18 protein-coding genes are annotated in these 19630 nt (G+C 67.2%); 10 read left to right on the top strand and 8 right to left on the bottom strand.

Annotation, left to right across the window (positions count from 1 at the left end):
- Positions 1–2: 2 nt before the first annotated feature.
- From ACFOPO_RS07655 to ACFOPO_RS07670, 4 genes are all read left to right on the top strand, one after another.
- The gene (locus ACFOPO_RS07655) at positions 3–3128 is read left to right on the top strand and encodes an efflux RND transporter permease subunit (protein WP_386702513.1); all 3126 of its coding nucleotides are present in this window, start codon (positions 3–5) and stop codon (positions 3126–3128) included.
- A 45-nt stretch (positions 3129–3173) separates the two neighbouring features.
- Positions 3174–3755 carry a GNAT family N-acetyltransferase gene (locus tag ACFOPO_RS07660; protein WP_386702515.1) on the top strand — a complete coding sequence of 194 codons (582 nt, stop codon included), beginning with the start codon at positions 3174–3176 and terminating at the stop codon, positions 3753–3755.
- Entirely contained in the window at positions 3745–4677 is a 933-nt protein-coding gene (locus tag ACFOPO_RS07665; protein WP_386702517.1) for a TrmH family RNA methyltransferase, read from the top strand. The genes ACFOPO_RS07660 and ACFOPO_RS07665 overlap by 11 nt, the downstream gene beginning before the upstream one ends.
- 91 nt (positions 4678–4768) lie before the next feature.
- Positions 4769–5884, top strand: a complete 1116-nt coding sequence (locus ACFOPO_RS07670; protein WP_386702519.1) for an alpha/beta fold hydrolase — start codon at positions 4769–4771, stop codon at positions 5882–5884.
- A 9-nt stretch (positions 5885–5893) separates the two neighbouring features.
- Here ACFOPO_RS07670 and ACFOPO_RS07675 read toward each other — a convergent pair whose 3' ends face one another.
- Positions 5894–7105 carry a serine hydrolase domain-containing protein gene (locus tag ACFOPO_RS07675; RefSeq protein ID WP_386702521.1) on the bottom strand — a complete coding sequence of 404 codons (1212 nt, stop codon included), beginning with the start codon at positions 7103–7105 and terminating at the stop codon, positions 5894–5896.
- Between the two features lie 157 nt (positions 7106–7262).
- On the opposite strand from ACFOPO_RS07675, the gene ACFOPO_RS07680 reads away from it, so the two are divergent.
- On the top strand, positions 7263–8369 hold the full coding sequence (locus ACFOPO_RS07680; protein WP_386702523.1) for an NAD(P)-dependent alcohol dehydrogenase: 1107 nt from the start codon (positions 7263–7265) through the stop codon (positions 8367–8369).
- Here ACFOPO_RS07680 and pip read toward each other — a convergent pair whose 3' ends face one another.
- On the bottom strand, positions 8370–9329 hold the full coding sequence (pip, locus tag ACFOPO_RS07685; protein WP_386702525.1) for a prolyl aminopeptidase: 960 nt from the start codon (positions 9327–9329) through the stop codon (positions 8370–8372).
- A 51-nt stretch (positions 9330–9380) separates the two neighbouring features.
- A complete protein-coding gene (locus tag ACFOPO_RS07690; protein WP_386702527.1) occupies positions 9381–9857 on the bottom strand; it encodes a helix-turn-helix domain-containing protein in 477 nt (158 codons plus the stop codon).
- 322 nt (positions 9858–10179) lie between these two features.
- Here ACFOPO_RS07690 and ACFOPO_RS07695 point away from each other — a divergent pair, with 322 nt between their 5' ends.
- From ACFOPO_RS07695 to ACFOPO_RS07710, 4 genes are read left to right on the top strand one after another with little or no spacing between them, the layout of a single operon-like run.
- On the top strand, positions 10180–11343 hold the full coding sequence (locus tag ACFOPO_RS07695) for an amidohydrolase family protein (RefSeq protein WP_386702529.1): 1164 nt from the start codon (positions 10180–10182) through the stop codon (positions 11341–11343).
- Positions 11343–12113 (top strand): OprD family outer membrane porin, encoded by a 771-nt coding sequence (locus ACFOPO_RS07700; protein ID WP_386702531.1) that lies wholly within the window; start codon positions 11343–11345, stop codon positions 12111–12113. The genes ACFOPO_RS07695 and ACFOPO_RS07700 overlap by 1 nt, the downstream gene beginning before the upstream one ends.
- Positions 12113–12685 (top strand): OprD family outer membrane porin, encoded by a 573-nt coding sequence (locus ACFOPO_RS07705; protein WP_386702533.1) that lies wholly within the window; start codon positions 12113–12115, stop codon positions 12683–12685. The genes ACFOPO_RS07700 and ACFOPO_RS07705 overlap by 1 nt, the downstream gene beginning before the upstream one ends.
- Positions 12686–12745: 60 nt before the next feature.
- Positions 12746–14143: a hypothetical protein gene (locus ACFOPO_RS07710; protein WP_386702535.1), complete on the top strand. Its 1398-nt coding sequence runs from the start codon at positions 12746–12748 to the stop codon at positions 14141–14143.
- Between the two features lie 59 nt (positions 14144–14202).
- Here ACFOPO_RS07710 and ACFOPO_RS07715 read toward each other — a convergent pair whose 3' ends face one another.
- The 4 genes from ACFOPO_RS07715 to ACFOPO_RS07730 all read right to left on the bottom strand — a co-directional run bounded on the left by ACFOPO_RS07715 (position 14203) and on the right by ACFOPO_RS07730 (position 17333).
- Positions 14203–15627, bottom strand: a complete 1425-nt coding sequence (locus ACFOPO_RS07715) for a M28 family peptidase (protein ID WP_386702537.1) — start codon at positions 15625–15627, stop codon at positions 14203–14205.
- A 193-nt stretch (positions 15628–15820) separates the two neighbouring features.
- Entirely contained in the window at positions 15821–16222 is a 402-nt protein-coding gene (gene mscL, locus ACFOPO_RS07720; protein ID WP_386702539.1) for a large conductance mechanosensitive channel protein MscL, read from the bottom strand.
- Positions 16223–16279: 57 nt separating this feature from the next.
- Positions 16280–17014, bottom strand: coding sequence for a fumarylacetoacetate hydrolase family protein (locus tag ACFOPO_RS07725; protein WP_386702541.1), 735 nt, complete (start codon positions 17012–17014; stop codon positions 16280–16282).
- A 4-nt stretch (positions 17015–17018) separates the two neighbouring features.
- The gene (locus ACFOPO_RS07730; protein WP_386702543.1) at positions 17019–17333 is read right to left on the bottom strand and encodes a hypothetical protein; all 315 of its coding nucleotides are present in this window, start codon (positions 17331–17333) and stop codon (positions 17019–17021) included.
- A 111-nt stretch (positions 17334–17444) separates the two neighbouring features.
- Here ACFOPO_RS07730 and ACFOPO_RS07735 point away from each other — a divergent pair, with 111 nt between their 5' ends.
- A complete protein-coding gene (locus ACFOPO_RS07735; protein WP_386702545.1) occupies positions 17445–17774 on the top strand; it encodes a Rieske (2Fe-2S) protein in 330 nt (109 codons plus the stop codon).
- Positions 17775–17777: 3 nt separating this feature from the next.
- Here ACFOPO_RS07735 and ACFOPO_RS07740 read toward each other — a convergent pair whose 3' ends face one another.
- Positions 17778–19616 (bottom strand): SLC13 family permease, encoded by a 1839-nt coding sequence (locus ACFOPO_RS07740; RefSeq protein ID WP_386702547.1) that lies wholly within the window; start codon positions 19614–19616, stop codon positions 17778–17780.
- Positions 19617–19630: the final 14 nt, after the last annotated feature.

A 19630-nucleotide genomic window follows, 5' to 3' on the forward strand; every position in this document is an offset into this window, starting at 1 on the left:
CCATGAACCTGTCCGATCTGTCGATCCGCCGCCCCGTGTTCGCCACGGTGATGAGCCTGCTGCTCATCGTGCTCGGCGTGATGGCGTTCTCGCGCCTGACCCTGCGCGAACTGCCGGCGATCGATCCGCCGATCGTGTCAGTGGACGTGAATTACCCCGGCGCCTCGGCGGCGGTGGTTGAAACCCGCATCACCCAGATCCTCGAGGATGCGCTGGCCGGCATCGAGGGCATCGAGACCATCGAGTCGCGCAGCATCAACGGCCGCGCGTCGATCAGCATCGAGTTCAACCTGTCGCGCGAGATCGAGGCCGCCGCCAACGACGTCCGCGATGCCGTCAGCCGCGTCAGCAACCGCATGCCCGACGAGGCCGACCCGCCGCAGATCGAGAAGGTCGAGGCCGACGCCGACCCGATCCTCTGGCTCAACATGAGCTCGACGAAGATGGACACGCTGCAGCTGTCCGACTACGCCGAGCGCTACGTGGTCGACCGGCTCTCGTCCGTCGACGGCGTCGCCCAGGTCCGCATCGGCGGCCAGCAGCGCTACGCGATGCGCGTGTGGATCGACCGCGACGCGCTGGCCGCGCGCGGCATCACCGTCAACGACGTCGAGAACGCACTGGAAGCCGAGAACGTCGAGCTGCCCGCCGGCCGCATCGAATCCAACGCCCGCGACTTCACCCTGCGCGTGGCGCGCAGCTACCAGAAGCCCGAGGACTTCGCCCAGATCCCGCTGGCCAAGGGCACTGACGGTTATGTCGTCCGCCTGGGCGACGTGGCGAGGATCGAGCTGGCCTCGGCCGAGCGCCGCGCCTACTACCGCAGCAATGGCGAGCCGAACATCGGCCTGGGCATCGTCAAGACCTCCACCGCCAACAGCCTCGATGTCGCCCGCGCCGTCCGCGCCGAGGCCGAGCAGGTGCAGAAGACGTTGCCGCAGGGCACCAGGATCTTCGTCGCCTTCGACACCACGGTGTTCATCGAATCGGCGGTCGAGCGCGTCTACCACACGCTGGTCGAGGCCATCGTGCTGGTGCTGCTGGTGATCTGGCTGTTCCTCGGCAGTTTCCGCGCCGCGCTCATCCCGGCCGTGACCGTGCCGGTGTGCCTGATCGCCGCGTTCATTCCGCTGTACCTGTTCGGCTTCTCGATCAACCTGCTGACGCTGCTGGCGCTGGTGCTGTGCATTGGCCTGGTGGTCGACGACGCGATCGTGGTGCTGGAGAACATCCAGCGCCGCATCGACCTGGGCGAGCCGCGCCTGGTCGCGGCCAAGCGCGGCACCAAGCAGGTGGCCTTCGCGGTGATCGCCACCACCGCGGTGCTGGTGGCGGTGTTCCTGCCGGTGGGCTTCATGGAGGGCAACACCGGCCGCCTGTTCCGCGAGCTGTCGGTGGCCCTGGCCGGCGCCGTGGCGCTGTCGGCCTTCGTCGCGCTGACGCTGACCCCGATGATGTCGTCCAAGCTGGTGCGTGCGCACAGCGAGGAAAAATCCAACCCGGTCAACCGCTGGGTCAATGCGCGTTTGGACGGCATCGGCAAGCGCTATCGCCGCTTCCTCGATGGCAGCGTCGACCGCCCGTGGATCTTTGCCGGCATCATGCTCGCGGCCATCGCGGTGAGCGTCGTGCTGTTCAAGGTGGTGCCGTCGGAGCTGGCGCCGCCGGAGGACCGCGGCTCGTTCCAGATCAGCATCCTCGGCCCGGAAGGCGCCGGTTTCGACTACACGGTCGGGCAGGTGCAGCAGGTCGAGAAGATCGTCGCCGCGCACACCGGCAACGATGGCGTGATCCAGCGCTACAACCCGCGCGTGCCCGGCGGCTTCGGTGCCAGTGAGGAAATGCACACCGGCCGCATCGCGGTGTTCCTGAAGGACTGGAAGGAACGCGACATCAGCACCGCCGACGTCGCCAAGCAGTTGCAGGGCGAACTGGCCAGCCTGCCGGGCGTGCGCGCGATGCCGCAGGTCAGCGGCGGCCTGGTGCGCGGTCGCGGCCAGCCGATCAACATCGTGCTCGGCGGCCCCGAGTACGCCGAGCTGGCGCAGTGGCGCGACAAGCTGCTGGCGAAGATGGAGCAGAACCCGGGCTTCTTCTCGACCGACTCGGACTACAAGGAAACCCGTCCGCAGATGCGCGTGGAGATCGACCGCCAGCGCGCCGCTGACCTGGGCGTGCCGGTGACCGACATCGGCCACGCCCTGGAAACGATGATGGGCAGCCGCCGCGTCACCACGTTCGTGCAGAACGGCGAGGAGTACGACGTCATCGTCCAGTCCGACCGCGAGCTGCGCGCGTCGCCGGCCGACCTGGAAGCGATCCAGGTGCGTGCACGCGACGGTGCGCTGATCCCGCTGTCGAACCTGGTGACGCTGCGCGAGCTGGCCGAGCCGGGCAGCCTCAACCGCTTCAACCGCCTGCGCGCGATCACGATCAGTGCAGGCCTGTCGCCGGGCTATCGCATGGGCGAAGCGATGCAGTGGCTGGAAAAGACGGTGCAGGAAGAACTGCCCGACCACGCCCAGATCGACTGGAAGGGCGAATCGCGCGAATACCTGAAGGCCGGCGGCGCGGTGCTGCTGACCTTCACCTTGGCGCTGCTGATCGTGTACCTGGTGCTGGCGGCGCAGTTCGAAAGCTTCATCCACCCGTTCGTGATCATGCTGACGGTGCCGCTGGGCGTGCTCGGTGCGCTGATCGGCTTGGCCTTGACCGGCGGCACGCTCAATCTGTTCAGCCAGATCGGCATCGTCATGCTGGTGGGCCTGGCGGCGAAGAACGGCATCCTGATCGTCGAGTTCGCCAACCAGCTGCGTGATGAAGGCCGCAGCATCCACCAGGCGATCGTCGAGGCCTCGGCGGTGCGTTTGCGTCCGATCCTGATGACGTCGATTGCCACGGTGGTCGGTGCGGTGCCGCTGGTGCTGGCTGGCGGCCCGGGCTCGGCCAGCCGCGCGACGATCGGCATCGTGGTGATCTTCGGCGTGTCGTTCTCGACGCTGCTGTCGCTGTTCGTGGTGCCGGCGTTCTACGTGCTGCTGGCCAAGTACACGAAGTCGCCGGAAGCGGTGTCGCAGGAGCTGGAGAAGCTGGAGGCGGAAACGCCGTCGGTCGGCGGCCACGCCTGAGGCCAGGGCGAGGGGGCAACGCAGCGATCGGTTACCCTTGCCCCCATGCCACAACCCCTACGCCAGCACGACCACCGTGGCGTGCGCCTGGCCGGCGACGGCTTCGTGCTGCGGCCCTGGCATGCCAGCGATCTTCCGGACCTGCTGGCGCACGCTGACGACGCGCGTGTCGTGCGCGGCCTCAGCGACCGGTTCCCGCATCCCTACACGCGCCTGGATGGTGAGCGTTTCCTCGCCGGTGAAGTGGTGGATCTGAACGACCCCGTCTTCGCCATCGAAGTCGACGGCCGGGCCTGCGGCGGTATCGGCGCCGTCGTTGGTCAGGCCGATCGCAGGCACTCGGCGCAGATGGGTTACTGGCTCGGACACGCCCTCTGGGGACGCGGGTTGATGACGAAAGCGGTGACCGTCTACGCGCCGTGGTTGATCGAGGCCATGGCGCTGTATCGCTTGCAGGCCACCGTGCTCGACAGCAACCCGGCGTCGGCGCGCGTGCTGCAGAAGAACGGATTCGAAGAAGAAGGCGCACAACGCTGCGCCGTGGTGAAGTTCGGCGAAGTGCATGACCTGCGCGTGTTCGCGAAGGTGTGCCCGCCCATGAGAAGGAACCAGAACGATGCGACATGATCCCCCCGGCAAGCCGCCTCGCGGCCCGCGCCAACCCCCTGCCGGCAGCGGAGGCCCGTGGGGCCGCCCTGCGCGCGACCGCAGCGAACCGGCCGAACGTGAGGCCCGGGCACCACGAGCGTCCCATGCGCCACGTCCTGCCGAACCCATGCATGAAAGCGACCACGAGCACGGCCCCTCGGCTCGCGAGCGTCGCAGCGCCGAGCTGCGCCTGTACGGCCTCAATGCCGTGCGCGCCGTCTTCGCCCGGCGGCCGCAGGCGATCCGCAAGCTGTACCTGGCCGAAGCGCGCATCCCGGCGCTGCAGCCGATCCTGAAATGGTGCGTCGCCAACCGCGTCGGCTATCGCGTGGTCGACGAGGAAGACCTGCACAAGCTGGCTGCCAGTACCCACCACGAGGGCGTCGTCGCCGAGGTGCTGCGCGAGGAACCGCTGGCGCTGTCGAACTGGCTGCGCGATTTGCCGGCGGGTCCGCAATGCGCGATCTGGCTCGACGGTGTCGGCAACCCGCACAACTTCGGCGCGATCCTGCGCTCGGCCGCGCATTTCGGCGTCGGTGCGATCCTGTTGCCGAAGCATTCGACGCTGTCGCTGTCGGGCGCGGCGGCGCGCGTCGCCGAAGGCGGCGCCGAGGTCGTGCCGATGGTGCGACTGGGGCGCACGGACAACTCGATCGCGCAACTGCGCAGCACGGGATTCACCCTGGCCGCCACGGTCGTGCAGGGTGGCAGCGACCTGTTCTCGGCGCCGCTGCCGCAGCGCGTGATCTACGTGCTAGGCGCGGAAGGCGAGGGCATGGACCGCGAACTGGCGGCGGCATGCGACCTGCGCCTGTCGATTCCCGGGACGGGCGCGGTCGAGAGCCTCAATGTCGCTTCCGCCGCGGCGGTTTTGCTGGCGAGTTGGCGCGCGCGCAGCTGACACGCGCCGTACCATTGCAACCCTCGCGGCGCTGATCGTATCCCTTGGCCCAAGGCCGGCGCTGTTCCGCCGGTCTTTCCAAGGAGAGTTCATGATCAAGCGATCGTTTGCTGTTGCGGCCCTGATGGCCGCGTCCCTCGCCGCAGCCGCGCAGGGATGTCCCGACCGTTCGTCCTACGAGCCATCGCGCGAAATCATCGCCGACATGCAGCGCATCGTTGCGCCGACCGGCGTGCAGGAGTCCTACAAGACCCGCATCGGCGGCATCGACCAGTGGCTCAACGTGCGCGGCCAGGACCGCGACAACCCGATGATCCTGTTCGTCCACGGCGGTCCCGCGTCGCCCATCACGCCGACGATGTGGGAGTTCCAGCGACCGATGGAGGAGTACTTCACGGTGGTCAACTGGGACCAGCGCGGTGCCGGCAAGACCTTCAACGAAACCACGCCGCCGGAATCGATCAGCGACACCATCCACATCCAGCGCTACGTCGACGATGCCATCGAAGTGGCGCAGTACCTGCGCCAGCGCTATCACAAGAAGAAGCTGATCCTGGTCGGCCACAGCTGGGGCACGATCGTCGGCATGAACGCCGCGCTGCAGCGTCCGGACCTGTTTCATGCTTACGTCGGCATCGGCCAGGCCATCAACATCCGCGACAACGAGCGCATCAGCTACGACTACGGCGTCGAGCAGGCAAAGGCGCACAAGAACGAAGAGGCGCTGCGCGAGCTTGCCTCCATCGCGCCATACCCCGGCAACCAGCCGATCACCCGTGAGCGCATCATCATCGCCCGCAAGTGGCCGCAGTTCTATGGCGGCCTCACCGCCTACCGCGATGATTCGACGTACTTCTATCGCGGCCCGCGACTGTCACCGGACTACAACGACCTCGACCGCTGCGCCATCGACGAGGGCAACCTCTTCAGCCTCGGCCGGATCCTGCCGGAGTTCGTCGACGTCGACTTCAAGGGCGTGCACGAATTCCCGATCCCGGTGGTGATGTTCATGGGCCGCCACGACTACACCACGCCGTCGCAGCCCACCGAAGCGTGGCTGCGTCAGGTGAAGGCGCCGTACAAGCAGGGCGTCTGGTTCGAGCGCTCGGCCCACATGATGCCGTGGGAAGAGCCCGGCAAGACGCTGACCAGCCTGCTGCAGTACGTGCGGCCGCTGGCGACCGGCGAAGCGGCGAAGACGCCGTAGCGGTTGCCGTCAACGTGCTTGCGGCGGGGCCTTCCGCGCCGCAAGCACCATGCCGATGAAGCGGTCGAGCGCGTCGCCGCGGTCGATCCAGCGCACCACGACCAGCAGGTCGTTGTCCCAGTCGATGTAGACGATGTTCTGGCCGTTGCCACGGAAGGTGACACTGCTGGCCGGCGCCGACGGCAGTGCCTTGCGACCGGTGTTGAGGAACCAGTTGCAGTAGCCGTAGTCGGCATTGTCGGCGCCGGGCGTGCGTGCCTTGGCGATCCATTGCGGCGAGATGATCTGCCGGTCCTGCCAGCGTCCCTCGCGAAGGAACAGATAGCCGAAGCGGGCCAGGTCCCAGCTGTCGATGAACATTCCGCCGCCCCAGTGGCCGCCACCGGAGACCGACTGCATCTTCTGGCCGTCGAGCTCGACCCATGAGTTGCGGTAGCCGTGCCAGCGCCAGCGGCTGCTGGCCCCGATCGGATCCATCACGCGCTCGCGCAGCACCTGCGGCAATGGCTGCCGCCACACCTGCAACGCCGCCAGCGCGAGCACGTTCACGCGCACGTCGTTGTACATGTAGTGGCTGCCTGGCGCGTGGCGCGCGCGCTGCGGCCACTGTTCCGGCGGACCGGAGGGACGATCGGCCCAGTCCGGCTTGCCCCATAGCGTGCCTTCCCAGTCGCTGGTCTGGCGCAGCAGGTGCTCCCAGGTGATCGGCGCGTTGTGTTCCGACGCGAACAGATCGACGTCGCGCGGCATGTACGGCGCGACGCGGTCATCGGTGTCGCGGATGCGTCCGTCCTGCCAGGCCAGCCCGACCACGGTGCTCAGGAAGGTCTTGGTGACGCTGTGGCTCATGTCGACGCTGCCGGTGTCGCCGAACTCGGCGATCACGCGACCGCGGTGGACGATCAGGCCGTTGATGCCGGCGCGCACCGCTGTAGGCCCGATCTGGCCGCCGAAGTCCGGTTCCCTGGCACCGAAACTCTGCGCCAGCGCTTGCGCCTGGTCGCGCGGCTCGGGCGCCTCGTGGGCCTGGGCGAAGGCAATGGCCTGCTGCAGTCGCTGCGGATCAAAGCCGGACTGTGCCGGTGTCGCCCGTTCCCAGTCGCCGCGCGGCGGGTAGTAGGTCGTCGCGCCGTCGGCAGCCGCGGCGACGAATGACACCAGCAGCAAAAGGGCCAGTGCGCCCTGGCGCAGCTGCGGGAAGTGCTTGGACTGGATCGACATGGTGCCGGCGGGCTGCGCGGGAAGTCGCCGCAGGATAGCGGACGCGGCGCTGCCGCAAACCGGTGGCGGTCACGTCGACTTAACTTTTCCAGTGCAATCGTCGGCCGACACCGGAGTGCGCCGGGTCCCGGCGCGTCAGCCAGTGCGGAGGGGCGGGATGAAACTCAAGCGCGTGGCTGGTTTTGGCGCGGTCGTGGTGGTGCTCGCAATGGCGGCTTTCCTGGTCGCGTACTGGCGCTCGGACAACGCCTGCAGCGAGCCGGCGGCGGCGCTGGCGCGTCCGATGAAGGCAGTGACCTACTGCGACTACGGCACCGCCGAGACGCTGCGCTACGGCGACGTCGAGAAGCCGGTGCCGGCCGACGACGAGGTGCTGGTGCATGTGCGCAATGCCGCGGCCAATCCGCTCGACTGGCATTACATGCGCGGCACGCCCTACCTCATGCGCATGGGCACCGGCCTGCGGCGGCCGGAAACGATCCGGCTGGGCGTCGATTTCGCCGGAACGGTCGAGGCGGTCGGCAAGGGCGTCACGCGCTTCAAGCCGGGGGAAGAAGTGTTCGGTGGTCGCACCGGGGCATTCGCCGAGTACGTCGTGGTCAAGCAGGATCGCGCAATTGTCGCCAAGCCCGCCAACCTGAGCTTCGAGCAGGCGGCCGGCGTCGGCGTGGCCGCGATCACCGCACTGCAGGGCCTTCGCGACGGCGGCAAGCTCAAGGCCGGGCAGACGGTGTTGATCAATGGTGCTTCCGGCGGCGTCGGCACGTTTGCCGTGCAGATCGCCAAGACGATGGGGGCCAACGTCACCGGCGTGTGCAGCACGCGCAATGTCGAACTGGTGCGGTCGCTCGGCGCCGACCAGGTGATCGACTACAAGACCAGCGACTACACGCAAGGCGACCAGGAGTACGACGTGATCCTCGATAACGTCGGCAACCGGTCGCTGTCCGAGAATCGCCGCGTGCTCAAACCCGACGGCCACTACGTCCTGATCGGCGGCGGCGGGCCCGATGACGGCCGCTGGATCGGACCGATGATCAAGCCGGTCGGCGCCGCAGTGACCTCATGGTTCGTGCCGCAGCACATGGGCATGGTGCTGGCCGATCTCAACCAGAAGGACCTGACCGTGCTTGCCGACCTGATGGCCGCCGGCAAGGTCACGCCGGTCATCGATCGCATCTACCCGCTGGCCGAATTGCCCGATGCGATCCGCTACCTCGAATCCGGTCGCGCCCGCGGCAAGGTCGTGATCACCGTGCCGTGATCAAGTTGCCCTGAGCTGCAACGCCAGCGCGTCGGTGGCCTCGACCAGTGCATCGACGATCGCCGGGTCGGCCGCGCTGTGCCCCGCCAGCACGATCCGCAACCGTGCCTGCGGCCACGCCGCCGCCAGGTCGCATGCGGCACGCACCGGGCAGATGATGTCGTAGCGACCGTGCACGATGGTGGCGGGGATGTGGGTGATGAGGTCGATGTCGCGCAGCAGCTGGTCGTGCTCGAGGAACATGCCGTGGCGGAAGTAGTGCGCTTCGGCGCGCGCCACCGCCAATGCCACCTGCGGATCGGCGAAGTTGCCCGGCTCGTCGGGATCGTGCAGCAGCGTGGTGCTGCCGCCTTCCCAGTGCCCCCATGCCTGCGCGGCGGCGAGGCGCGTGGCCTCGTCGTCGCTGTCGAGGCGGCGCCAGTAGGCCTCGATCATGTCGCTGCGTTCGTTCTCGGGAATGTGCGTCAGATAGTGCGCCCAGCGCTCCGGAAAGATCAGTGGCGCGCCGCCGTCGACTTCGTTGAACCAGCGCAGCTCGTAGTTGCGGCCGAGGAAGATGCCGCGCAGCACCAGGCCGGTGACGCGCTCGGGGTGTGATTGCGCATAGGCCAGCGCCAGCGTTGAACCCCACGAGCCGCCGAACACGGCCCAACGATCGATGCCGAGGTGCTCGCGGATCGCCTCGATGTCGGCGACCAGGTGCCAGGTGGTGTTGTCGCGCAGTTCCGCGTGCGGTGTCGATTTGCCCGCCCCGCGCTGGTCGAACAGCACGATCCGGTACGTGTCCGGGTCGAAGAAGCGGCGGTGGTAGGGCGATACGCCCGCGCCCGGCCCGCCGTGCAGGAACAGCACCGGAATGCCATCGCGGTTGCCACACTCTTCGACGTGCAGCTCGTGGATCGCATCCACGGCCAGGCGGAAGCTGCGGTAGGGCTCGATCTCCGGGTACAGGTCTCGCACGGTCGGGGTCCTGGTTGCTCGCACCCCCGGAGTCTTGCACGCGGGCAGGACTCAGTGGTGATCGCGCGAGGGCTCCGGCCCGGTTTCGGCCGCGCTGTCGCCGTCGGCCTCGACGTCACCCGCGACGTCACCCTCGGCGAATGGGCTGCCCAGCGTCTGGCTCGGGTACTCGCCAAACAGGTCGTGGTACTCCGACGCCATGCGGCCGCCGTGTGTGTATCCGAAGCGTGCCGCCACGGCGGCCACCGTGGTGCCGTAAGGACTGGCCTGGGCGAGTGCGTCGTGCAGCATCTGCAATCGCCGCAGGCGCAGGTAGCGGCTGGGACCGAGGTCGAACTGTTCCTTGATGATCGTGCGCAGGGTGCGCTCGCTGATGCCGGTTACCCGGCAAAGGTCGGCAAGGCGCAGCGGCCATTGCTGCTGGTCGATCACGAGCAGCACGCGCGCAACGACGTCGTTGCGGGATGCGCGGGGCCTGCCACGGGCGGGATGGACCGATGGGCTTGCGTGTTCAAGCGGAGTTCTCATCGAGATGCCTCCTGTTGCTGCGCCAGTGCCTGCTGCAAAACGCGAATCGCCAAAAGAGTGTGCTACCGATGGCGGGCGGAGCGTTTAGTAGTTCGTGTCGAACACTATTACAAAACGAGGCGGATGCTCATTTTTCGCGAGTCAGTCGACGATCGGCCGTTACGGATTGACGCCAGGCATACGTACTCTTCACACAAGTCGCACGCAAGATTCGCCGCTCGTTTGTGCAGGACGAGCGTCGCGAGCGCTCGCCAAGCCCCATGCGCGGAGTTTTCTCATCACTGTCCTGCCGTGACAGGTGGAACAGCCAAAAGGAGTTGGAATGATCAGCAAGTTTGCACCGATCGCCATCGGCACGATGGCCTTTTTCATGTTGGGCGGTTGCGCAAGCGATCCGTCGGGCGCGGCCAGGGCCGCGACGAACCCGGCCACTGGTTCCGCCAGCGCCGATGCACCGGCAATGCCTCACGCCCGGCGCAGCCTGGCCTCATTCGCCAGGCCTGTCAGTGAGCAGGCCTGCTACGACCGCAAGACCGAGCCGTACACCGCCGTGGTCGATGCGCATTTCCACCCGCGCCCGTTCGGTGGGCAGGCGATGGCGCCGGAGCGCCTTTTCAGGATCCTCGACCAGAACGGCGTGCGCTTCGTGAACTACTTCGGCATCGGCCAGTCTCTGGACATGCGTTCGGCGTGCACCTACTACCTGGACTGCCCGGGCACGACGGCATTGCCGAGCATCAAGAACGACTTCGTCAACGGCCAGGAGACGAAGGTGTTCCCGCACGACAACCTCGACATCACCTTGTCGATGACCTTCATCGACCTCGCCCATCCGCAGGACGTGGTCAAGACGATCGCGCTCTACGACAAGGAGTTCCCGGGCATGTTCAAGTGGGCCGGCGAGCTCAATGTCGAGAAGCAGGCACTGCTGAAGAACATGCACGAGCCGGCGACGATCGGCAGCATCGACCAGTGGGCACCCTTCATGAAGGTTCTGCGTGACCGCAACATCCCGGTGACGCTGCATGCCGACCTGGGCAACGACGCCAACCCGACGCAGTTCCTGCCGCTGATGCAGCACGTGCTGAAGAAGTACCCGGACAACAAGATCGTCTGGGCGCACATGGGCCTGTCGAAAGAGCTGACCAGGATGGATCCGCGGCAGCACATCGCGATCATGAAGAAGGCGATCGATTCAAGCCCGAACCTGTACCTCGACATCTCCTGGGACGTGCTCTACAACGCCTACCACGAATACGGTCCCGACTTCGTCGCGTTCTTCAATGCCTATCCCGACCGGATCCTGCCGGGGTCGGACTTCGTCGCCGCCGCCAACAAGACCGACGAGCAGTACGCCCGGGAGCTGGAGGTCACCAGCCGAGTCAATCGCGCCCTCGACGACGAAGCGTTCCGCAGGATCGCGCTGGGCGAGAACTACTTCCGCCTGCTCAACCTGCGCTATCACGCGCCGGCAGTGTGCAAGTGATGGCGATCCACCAAGCCAGCGCGTTGGCGCTCGTTGCCCTCTCGGCGGCGCTGGTGATGCCCGCGCACGCGCAGCAGGCAGCGCAGGGCGCGGTCGCGGAGCTGGAAGAAGCGCGCGACGAAGAACCGAACCAGCACGATGCGGTGCAGGGTCTGGAAGGAGTGGCGCAGGAGCAGGAAGGGTTCTGGAAATCGAGCACGCTGATGCTCAAGCCACGCAGCTACTTCCTCTCCCGAGATCGTGACAGGAACCCGGACAACGAAGGCTGGGCGCTCGGCGGTGCGCTGGAGTTCAAGTCGGGCTGGGCGGCCGACGCCTTCCAGGTGGCCGCTACCGTCTACACCTCGCAGGAACTGTACGCACCGTCGGACAAGGACGGCACGCTGCTGTTCAAGCCGGGGCCAGAGCCGTTCACCGTGCTGGGCGAGGCTTACCTCACCGCGCGGTTCGGCGCCGGCAACGGCCTGCGCATCGGCCGCCAGTCGTTCGATCTGCCGTGGCTAGCGCGCCATGACATCCGCATGGCGCCCAACACCTTCGAAGCGATTGCGGTGGGACGCCAGGCCAAGACAGGACTCGCCTACATCGCCGGCTACGTCGACAGCATCAAACGCAAGAACGACGACGAGTTCATCCCGATGTCGGTGGCTGCCGGCGCGGCCGGCAGCGACGAGGGCCTGGGCTTGCTGGGGGCGCAGTACACCTTCCAGGACGGCAGCCTGGTCGGCTTCACCAACCAGACGTCACCAACCAGACGTCGTTCGACGTGATGAACACCTTCTTCGCCAAGGCCGAGAAGTCGTTCGCCATCAGTGACGATGTCTCGATCCGCGGCTACGCGCAGTACACCGACCAGCGCAGCGAAGGCGACGCGCTGATCGGCGACTTCGCGACACACCTGGTGTCGGTCAAGGGCGAGCTGTTCCATCCGAACTCGAGTTTCCGCCTGGCCGCCAGCCGGGCCGGCAGCGGCAAGGGCCTGCAGAGTCCGTTCGGTGGCCCGCCCAACTACCTGTCGATCATCGTCGACAACTTCGACCGTGCCGGCGAGGAGGCCTACATGGTCGGTGCCACGTACGACTTCAAGGCTGTCGGTGTCGAAGGGCTCAGCGCGTTCACCAACATCTCCACCGGCCACACGCCCGACACCGGACCCAACGCTTCACCGGACGAGACCGAGTACGACCTCACCGTCGACTACCGCTTCGGCAAGGCCAGCGTCCTCGATGGCCTGTGGGTGCGTGTGCGCGGTGCGTACATCGACCAGGACGAGAACGACAACAACGGCGACGACTACTTCGATTTCCGGATCATCGTGAACTATGCATTCGACCTCTTCTGAGGGCTGACATTTTCCCGATAGCGGTTGGAACCAGATTTTCTTTTGGCAAGGAGCCAAGGCATGAAGCGGGAAAACCACACGGCCCGGTTGACGGGGCTGGCAATGGCGCTCGCGCCGATGCTGGTCCAGGCACAGGGCGCACCGGTCGAAGCGCGCCTGCGCGCGCTGGAACAACGACAAACGGAACTGGAGCAGGCACTGCGCGAGCGCGACGCGCGCATCCAGCAACTGCAGGCTGCTCCGGCCACGCAAGGGCAAGCCCGGTGGGGCACCTACGAAGGCGGCAAGGGCCTCGTACTCGCGCGGACAGACCTGGGCGAGCTCGACTGGAGCGTGTTCTCGTACGCGCGCTACCTCAACCAGGGCGGGCTCGACGACACCTACACCGATGCGTTCGGACGCACCCGCGCGCTGGACCTGCGCAACGACATGCAGCTGCAGAAGCTCACGATGAACTTCAAGGGCTGGTTGTTCGACCCGAAGTTCCGCTACCTGTTCTACGCCTGGACCAGCAATACCAACCAGGGCCTGGGCGCCCAGGTCGTGCTCGGCGGCAACCTGAGCTACCTGTTCGACGACAGCTTCAACCTCGGCGCCGGCATTGGCTCGCTGCCGAGCACGCGCTCGACCAACTGGACGTTCCCGAACTGGCTCCGGGTCGACAACCGCACCATGGCCGACGAGTTCTTCCGCGGTTCGTACACCAGCGGCCTGTGGGCCTGGGGCAACCTGGGCGACAACCTGAAGTATCGCGTCATGGTCGGCAACAACCTCAGCCAGCTCGGCGTCGACTCGGCGCAGCTCGACAACCAGTTCAACACCTACTCCGGTGCCGTGTGGTGGATGCCGACCACGGGTGAGTACGGGCCGGGTGAAGGCTTCGGTGACTACGAATGGCACGACGAAGCGGCGACGATGTTCGGCGCGAACTTCACCCACAGCCGCGAGGATGCACAGGGCCAGCCGGACACGGACGGCTTCGAGAATTCGCAGATCCGCCTGTCCGACGGCACGCTGCTGTTCTCCGCCGACCCGTTCGACAGCGGCGGCTCGGTGCGCAAGGCCACCTATGAGATGGCGGCGGTCAATGCCGGCGTGAAGTTCCAGGGGTTGTCACTGGAAGGCGAGTATTACTGGCGCCGCGTCGACGACTTCCACACGGTCGGGTCCGTGCCGGTGGACGCGCTCAATGACCACGGTTTCCAGTTGCAGGCGTCGGCCATGCTCAAGCCCGACACGCTGCAGGCCTATCTGTCGGGCTCGAAGATCAACGGCGAGTACGGCGATCCCTGGGATGCCGCAATCGGTGTGAACTGGTATCCGTTCAAGCGCAAGGAGTTCAGGCTCAACACGCAGGCGCTGTACATGGACCGTTCTGCGATTGGCTATGCGGCCGTTCCCTACCTGGTCGGCGGCAACGGCTGGGTGTTCACGACCGACTTCGTGCTGGCGTTCTGATACGCGCTGGCGTTGCGGAACCGGTCGGGGGCCAGTTGCCTGGCCCCCGGCCTGAAGTCTTACTTGGCCGGCTCGGCCTTCGGTGCACTGCCGAAGTTGCCTTCGGCCGACGCGGCGAGGTACGCGAACACCGCGTATGCGGCGACGTTCTGCGCCAGCGCCTTCGGGTCGATCTTGTCGAAGGTGTCGTCCGGCGTGTGGTGCAGGTCGAAGTAGTCCGTGCCGTCCTGCGCCAGGCGCGCCCAGGCAAGGCCCTTCTCCGCGAACGGACCGATGTCGGGGCCGGGGCCGCCCTTGCCGGGCACATGCGCGATGCCGAGCGGCGCCAGCGCCTGCGCGATCTGTTCGTCGGCCTGCTTGGCGTAGTCCGGTGCCGAGCTCGAGTACTCGTAGATGCGGCCGGCGCCGAAGTCGCTCTCGGCGCCGATCTGGTGCTTGCCGAGGTCGGCGAGGTGCGCGTTCGCATACGCCTTGCCACCGTGGAGGCCCTGTTCCTCGTTGGCGAAGGCGACCACGCGGATGGTGCGCGCCGGACGCTGCTTGAGGTTGCCGATGAGCTTGCCGGCGGCCATGGTCAGGCCGACGCCGGCGCCGTCGTCGATCGCGCCGGTGCCGAGGTCCCACGAATCCAGGTGGCCGCCGATCACGACCACTTCGTTCGGCTTGCTGCTGCCACGGATTTCGCCGATGACGTTGGCCGAGGTGTACTGCCCATCCCAGCCGCAATCGAGGGCAACGCTAACCTTGACCGCGCCACGTGCGAGCAGGCGTGCGAGCTGGTCGGCGTCGGGCACGGCGAGCGCGGCCGACGGAATCGGCGTCAGGCCGTCATCGAAGCGGGTGATGCCGGTGTGCGGGTTGCGATGCGAATCAGTACCGGCCGAACGCATCAGGTAAGCCGATGCGCCGGCGCGGATCGCCGCCGACGGGCCCTTGCTGCGCACGCGCGAACCGGGACCGTAGCCGGCACCGTCGCGGGCGCGTTCCATCTTGTAGTCGATGAAGGCGATCTTGCCGCTGAGCGAGCCGGCAGGCGCAGCTTCCAGCGCGGCCAGGTCGGCAAAGCGCACGACTTCGCCTTCGACCGTGCCGGCCGGGCTGCCGCCGAGTGCGGTCAGGTGCAGCGGCTGCGCATTGGCGCCGAGCACGCGCGCGCTTTCGCTGCGGCGCTCCCACTTCGGGAAGGTGACCGGCTCGGTCCAGACCTTGTCGAAGCCCAGCTCCTTGAACTTGGCCACGGCCCAGGCGACGGCGCGGGCATCGGCTTCGCTGCCGGCCAGGCGCGGGCCGACTTCGGTGGTCAGCGATTCGGTGATGCGGTAGCCCAGGTCGCTGGCCAGCGCGGTCTCGCGCAGCTGCGCGGCGGTGGCGATGGCCTTGTCGGGAATGCGCGTGGTCGGCTGTGCGGCCAAGGCAGTGCCGCTGGTGGAAAGCACGGCGGCCGAAAGCAGGGTGGCGATGGCCACCGACAACGTTGCACGCATCAGCAAGGACTCCCCGAAGTCGAAACCGCGAGCGTATCAATTCGCCGGTTTGCGGTGCGGGTGTCGATGGTCACGCGGGGTGTGCGCGGTTTGGCGGAACGGGTCGGCCGTTCCCCGGGTGCGCTTCGCTTACCCGGGCTACACCCGGGATGCGTAGCCCGGGTAAGCGAAGCGCACCCGGGACCGCCGGGGACTACTTCTTCAGCGAATCCCGGATCTCGCGCAGCAGCAGCACGTCTTCCGGCACCGCCGGCGTCGCGGCCGGCGCACGCAGGCGGTTGTAGGCCTTGAGCACCAGGAAGATCACCAGCGCGATCAGCAGGAAGTCGATGATGGTCTGGATGAACAAGCCGTACTTGATGGCCAGTTCGGCGGCGACTTCCTTGCCGGCCGAATCCAGCTGCGCAGGCTTGAGCACGTACTTCCAGTCGGTGACGCTGGCGCCCTTGGTGACGGCCCCGATCGCCGGCATGACGATGCCGTCGACCAGCGCGGTCACCATCTTGCCGAACGCCCCGCCGATCACCACGGCGACCGCGAGGTCGATGACGTTGCCGCGCGAAATGAATTCCTTGAACTCGCTGATCATTCCCATGGCTGCACTGTCTCCGTGGTTGCCCGAGGGTGATTCGACCGAAGCCGTAGCGGCCGACTATACCGCCGCGCTGTCAGCGCTCCGTGCAACGATGCGGCCGGAATGCTCGATCACGCCTTCCAGCACGGCGTGGAATCGATCGCCCGGCTGCAGCGGGCCAACGCCGGCCGGCGTGCCCATGAAGACCAGGTCGCCTGCGCGCAGCGCATAGAGCCTGGACAGTTCGTGCAGGATCTCCGGCACCGTCCAGATCAGGTCGGCCAGCGATCCGGCTTGGCGGGTTTCGCCGTTGATCTGCAGCGTGAGCTTGCGCGGACCCAGCTCGCCGACCTGCGCGGCCGGGACGATCGCGCTGATCGGGGCGGCATGGTCGAAGGCCTTGCCGGTGTCCCACGGCAGGCCCTTGGCCTTGGCCGCGCCCTGCAGGTCGCGCCGGGTCAGGTCCAGGCCGACGGCGTAGCCGTAGACGAGGGCGCCGGCATCGGCCGGATCGAGCACGCCGGCAGGCGCGTCGCGGCCGAGGGCCACCACCAGTTCGACCTCGTGGTGCAGGTCGCTGGTGCCGGGCGGGTAGGGCACGTCCGCGTCGAGCGCGATGGCGTCGGCGGGCTTGAGGAAGAACACCGGATTGCCGCGCTCGGCCGCAGAGGCGGGCACGGCGGCGCCCATCTCGCGGGCGTGGTCGGCGAAGTTGCGGCCGACGCAATAGATGCGGTGGACCGGGAAGAACTGGCCAGCGCTGCCGTGCACCGGAACGCGGGGCTGCGGCAGGGCCGCGATGACGTCGCTCATCGGCTTACAGCGCGTTGCGCTGGGAGCGGGAGCGGTCGGCCTCCAGCACCTGGGCATCGACCACGCGGTACTCGGCTTCGACGATGCGCGGATCGCGGGCGACGGCCTGGCCACGACCCTTCCACAGCTTGTAGACGATGCCGGCGGCGATCATGGCCGCACCCAGGACCACGCTGAACATCACCAGCACCAGCAGCAGGCCCAACCCGACCACCCCGACGGCGAAGCGCAGCAGGCGATGGCGCGGCTTGCGCGGCTCGAAAGCGGAGCGCACGCGCTGGAACTGGGCGGAGTCGAAACGGAAGGTCTGGGCGAACATCGGGGACGTCGTGACACAATGCGGCAATACGCCGGGCAAGCGAGTATCGGGCCACGGTTGGGTCAAGGTGTGAGAACTTCGTTAAGCATTCCGCACGAGGCAACCGTTCCGATGTCACCCCTGCTGCCACTGGAACGCTTGCCGGACGGGGCTTTCGCCGAAGTCGAGGCGGTAATCGACAGCGATGCGGAGTCGCTGATCCTGTACCGTGACGGCGATCACGTGCGTGCGTGGCTGAACATCTGCCCGCATGCGGGCCGGCGGCTGGACTGGGCGCCCGGTCAATTCCTCAAAAGCAAGGACGGGCTGCTGGTCTGCGCCGCGCACGGCGCGAGCTTCGAGCTGCGCGGCGGCGAGTGCGTGGCAGGTCCGTGCCGCGGCGAGGCGCTGCGCGCGGTGCCGGTGTCGGTGCGCGATGGCGCGGTGTGGCTCGAGGGATGACGATCAGTACAGCAGGTTGATCATCGCCACGATCACCACCGTGTAGATCAGCGACAACGGTCCGCCGATCTTCCACAGCTCCTTGCTGGTGTAACCCGCCGGTCCGGTGATCATCGAGATCACGGGGTTGGACGCGGTCATGAAGTTGTTCGACGCCGACAGCGCCACGATCAGCGCGAACGCAACCGGGTTGCCGCCCGCGGCCAGCGCCAGGTTGATCGCCAACGGCACGGTCACGATCGTCGCGCCGACGTGGCTGATCACCAGCGAGAACGCGGTCGTGAAGATGCCGACCAGGATTTCCAGCAGCCATACCGGCGTGCCCGTGGGCAAGCGCTCGATGGTGTGCCCGGCCACCCATGCCGCCGCGCCGCTGGAGTCCATCGCCCAGCCCAGCGGGATCAGGCAGGCCATCAGGAACACGGTCTTCCAGTTGATCGCCGCGTAGGCCTCGTCGATGTTGAGCACGCCGGCGATGAGCATGCCGGCCACGCCGGTCATCAGCGCAATCGACACCGGCAGCCGCGACGACAGCGCCAGCAGCATCGAGATGGCGAAGATCGTCATCGCGATCTTGAACTTGTGCGGGCGCTGTTCGCCCTTGGGGTAGTCGGTGACCACCACCAGGTCCTTGCTCTCGGCCGCCACCGCCAGGTCGGTCCAGATGCTGTGGAAGACCAGCATGTCGCCGGCGCGCAGCGCCACGTCGCGCACGTTCTCGCGCAGCACCGCCTTGTCGCGGTTGATCGCCAGCAGGCTCAGGCCCATCTGCTTGCGCAGCTGCAGGTCGCGACCGTTCTTGCCGATGAACTTCGAGGTTGCCGGCACCACGGCTTCGGAAATGCCGGCGCGGCTCGGGTTGAACAGGTCGCCGAAATTCCTCAGGCGCGAGGACAGGCGCAGGAAATGGTTCTGGGCGAAGTCGCTGACCTGCTGGCGCGGGCCCATCGCGCCAAGCACGCTGCCGACCCAGATGCGCGTGTCCGCCGGCGGCGCCAGGCGCGATTCGTTGTCGCTCTTGAGGGCCAGCAGCAGCGGCGCGTTGTGCAGTGCCTCGGCCTCGCCCAGCGACATGCCGACCAGCGGGCTGTCGGCGGTGACGGTGAGTTCGTAAACGTCGCCGTCGATGCCATAGGCCTTGGCGAAGTAGCTCTGCGTGCGCGCCGGCGTGGCGCCCTTGCCGTCCTCGTCGCGCAGGCGCTTGTCGCCGAAGAAATGGAAGTAGGCGAGCGATGCGGCCAGCAATGCCAGGCCGATCGGCAGCGGCGCGAACATCTTCAGCGGTTCGATGGTCGCCGCGCCCGAGGGCAGGTTGCTGTTGGCGGCGATCAACAGGTCGTTGAGCAGGATCAGCGGCGAGTTGCCGACCATGGTCAGGCCGCCGCCCATCACGATCGCGCAGGCGATCGGCAGCAGCAGGCGCGGCAGGGTCAGCCCGGTGCGCGACGACAGCCGCGCGGCGACGGGCATGTACAGCGCCATCACCGACGGGTTCTGCATGATCGAGGAGTTGATGCCGGCGACCGCGCTGGTCAGCAGCAGCAATCGCTGTTCGACGCCGTGCGCGCGCCGCAGCAGCCAGCCGGCCAGGCGGTTGAGGGCACCGGTGCGGTCCAGGCCGGCACCGAGGATCATGGTCGCGATGATGCTGATCACCGCGTTACCGGAGAAGCCGTTGAACAGCTCCTCCGGCTCGACCAGGCCCGACAGGCCCAGCAGCACCAGCACGACCAGGGCCACGACGTCGGCGCGGATGCGCTCGAACAGGAACATCACCATCGTGAAGCCCACCAGCCCGAGCACGAGCTTCATGTCGGTGGTGAGCGTCAGCGCGGTATCCATGCCGGGGCGGTAGC

The sequence above is a fragment of the Lysobacter sp. GCM10012299 genome (genome assembly GCF_042649405.1).
Lineage (GTDB): Bacteria > Pseudomonadota > Gammaproteobacteria > Xanthomonadales > Xanthomonadaceae > Lysobacter_J.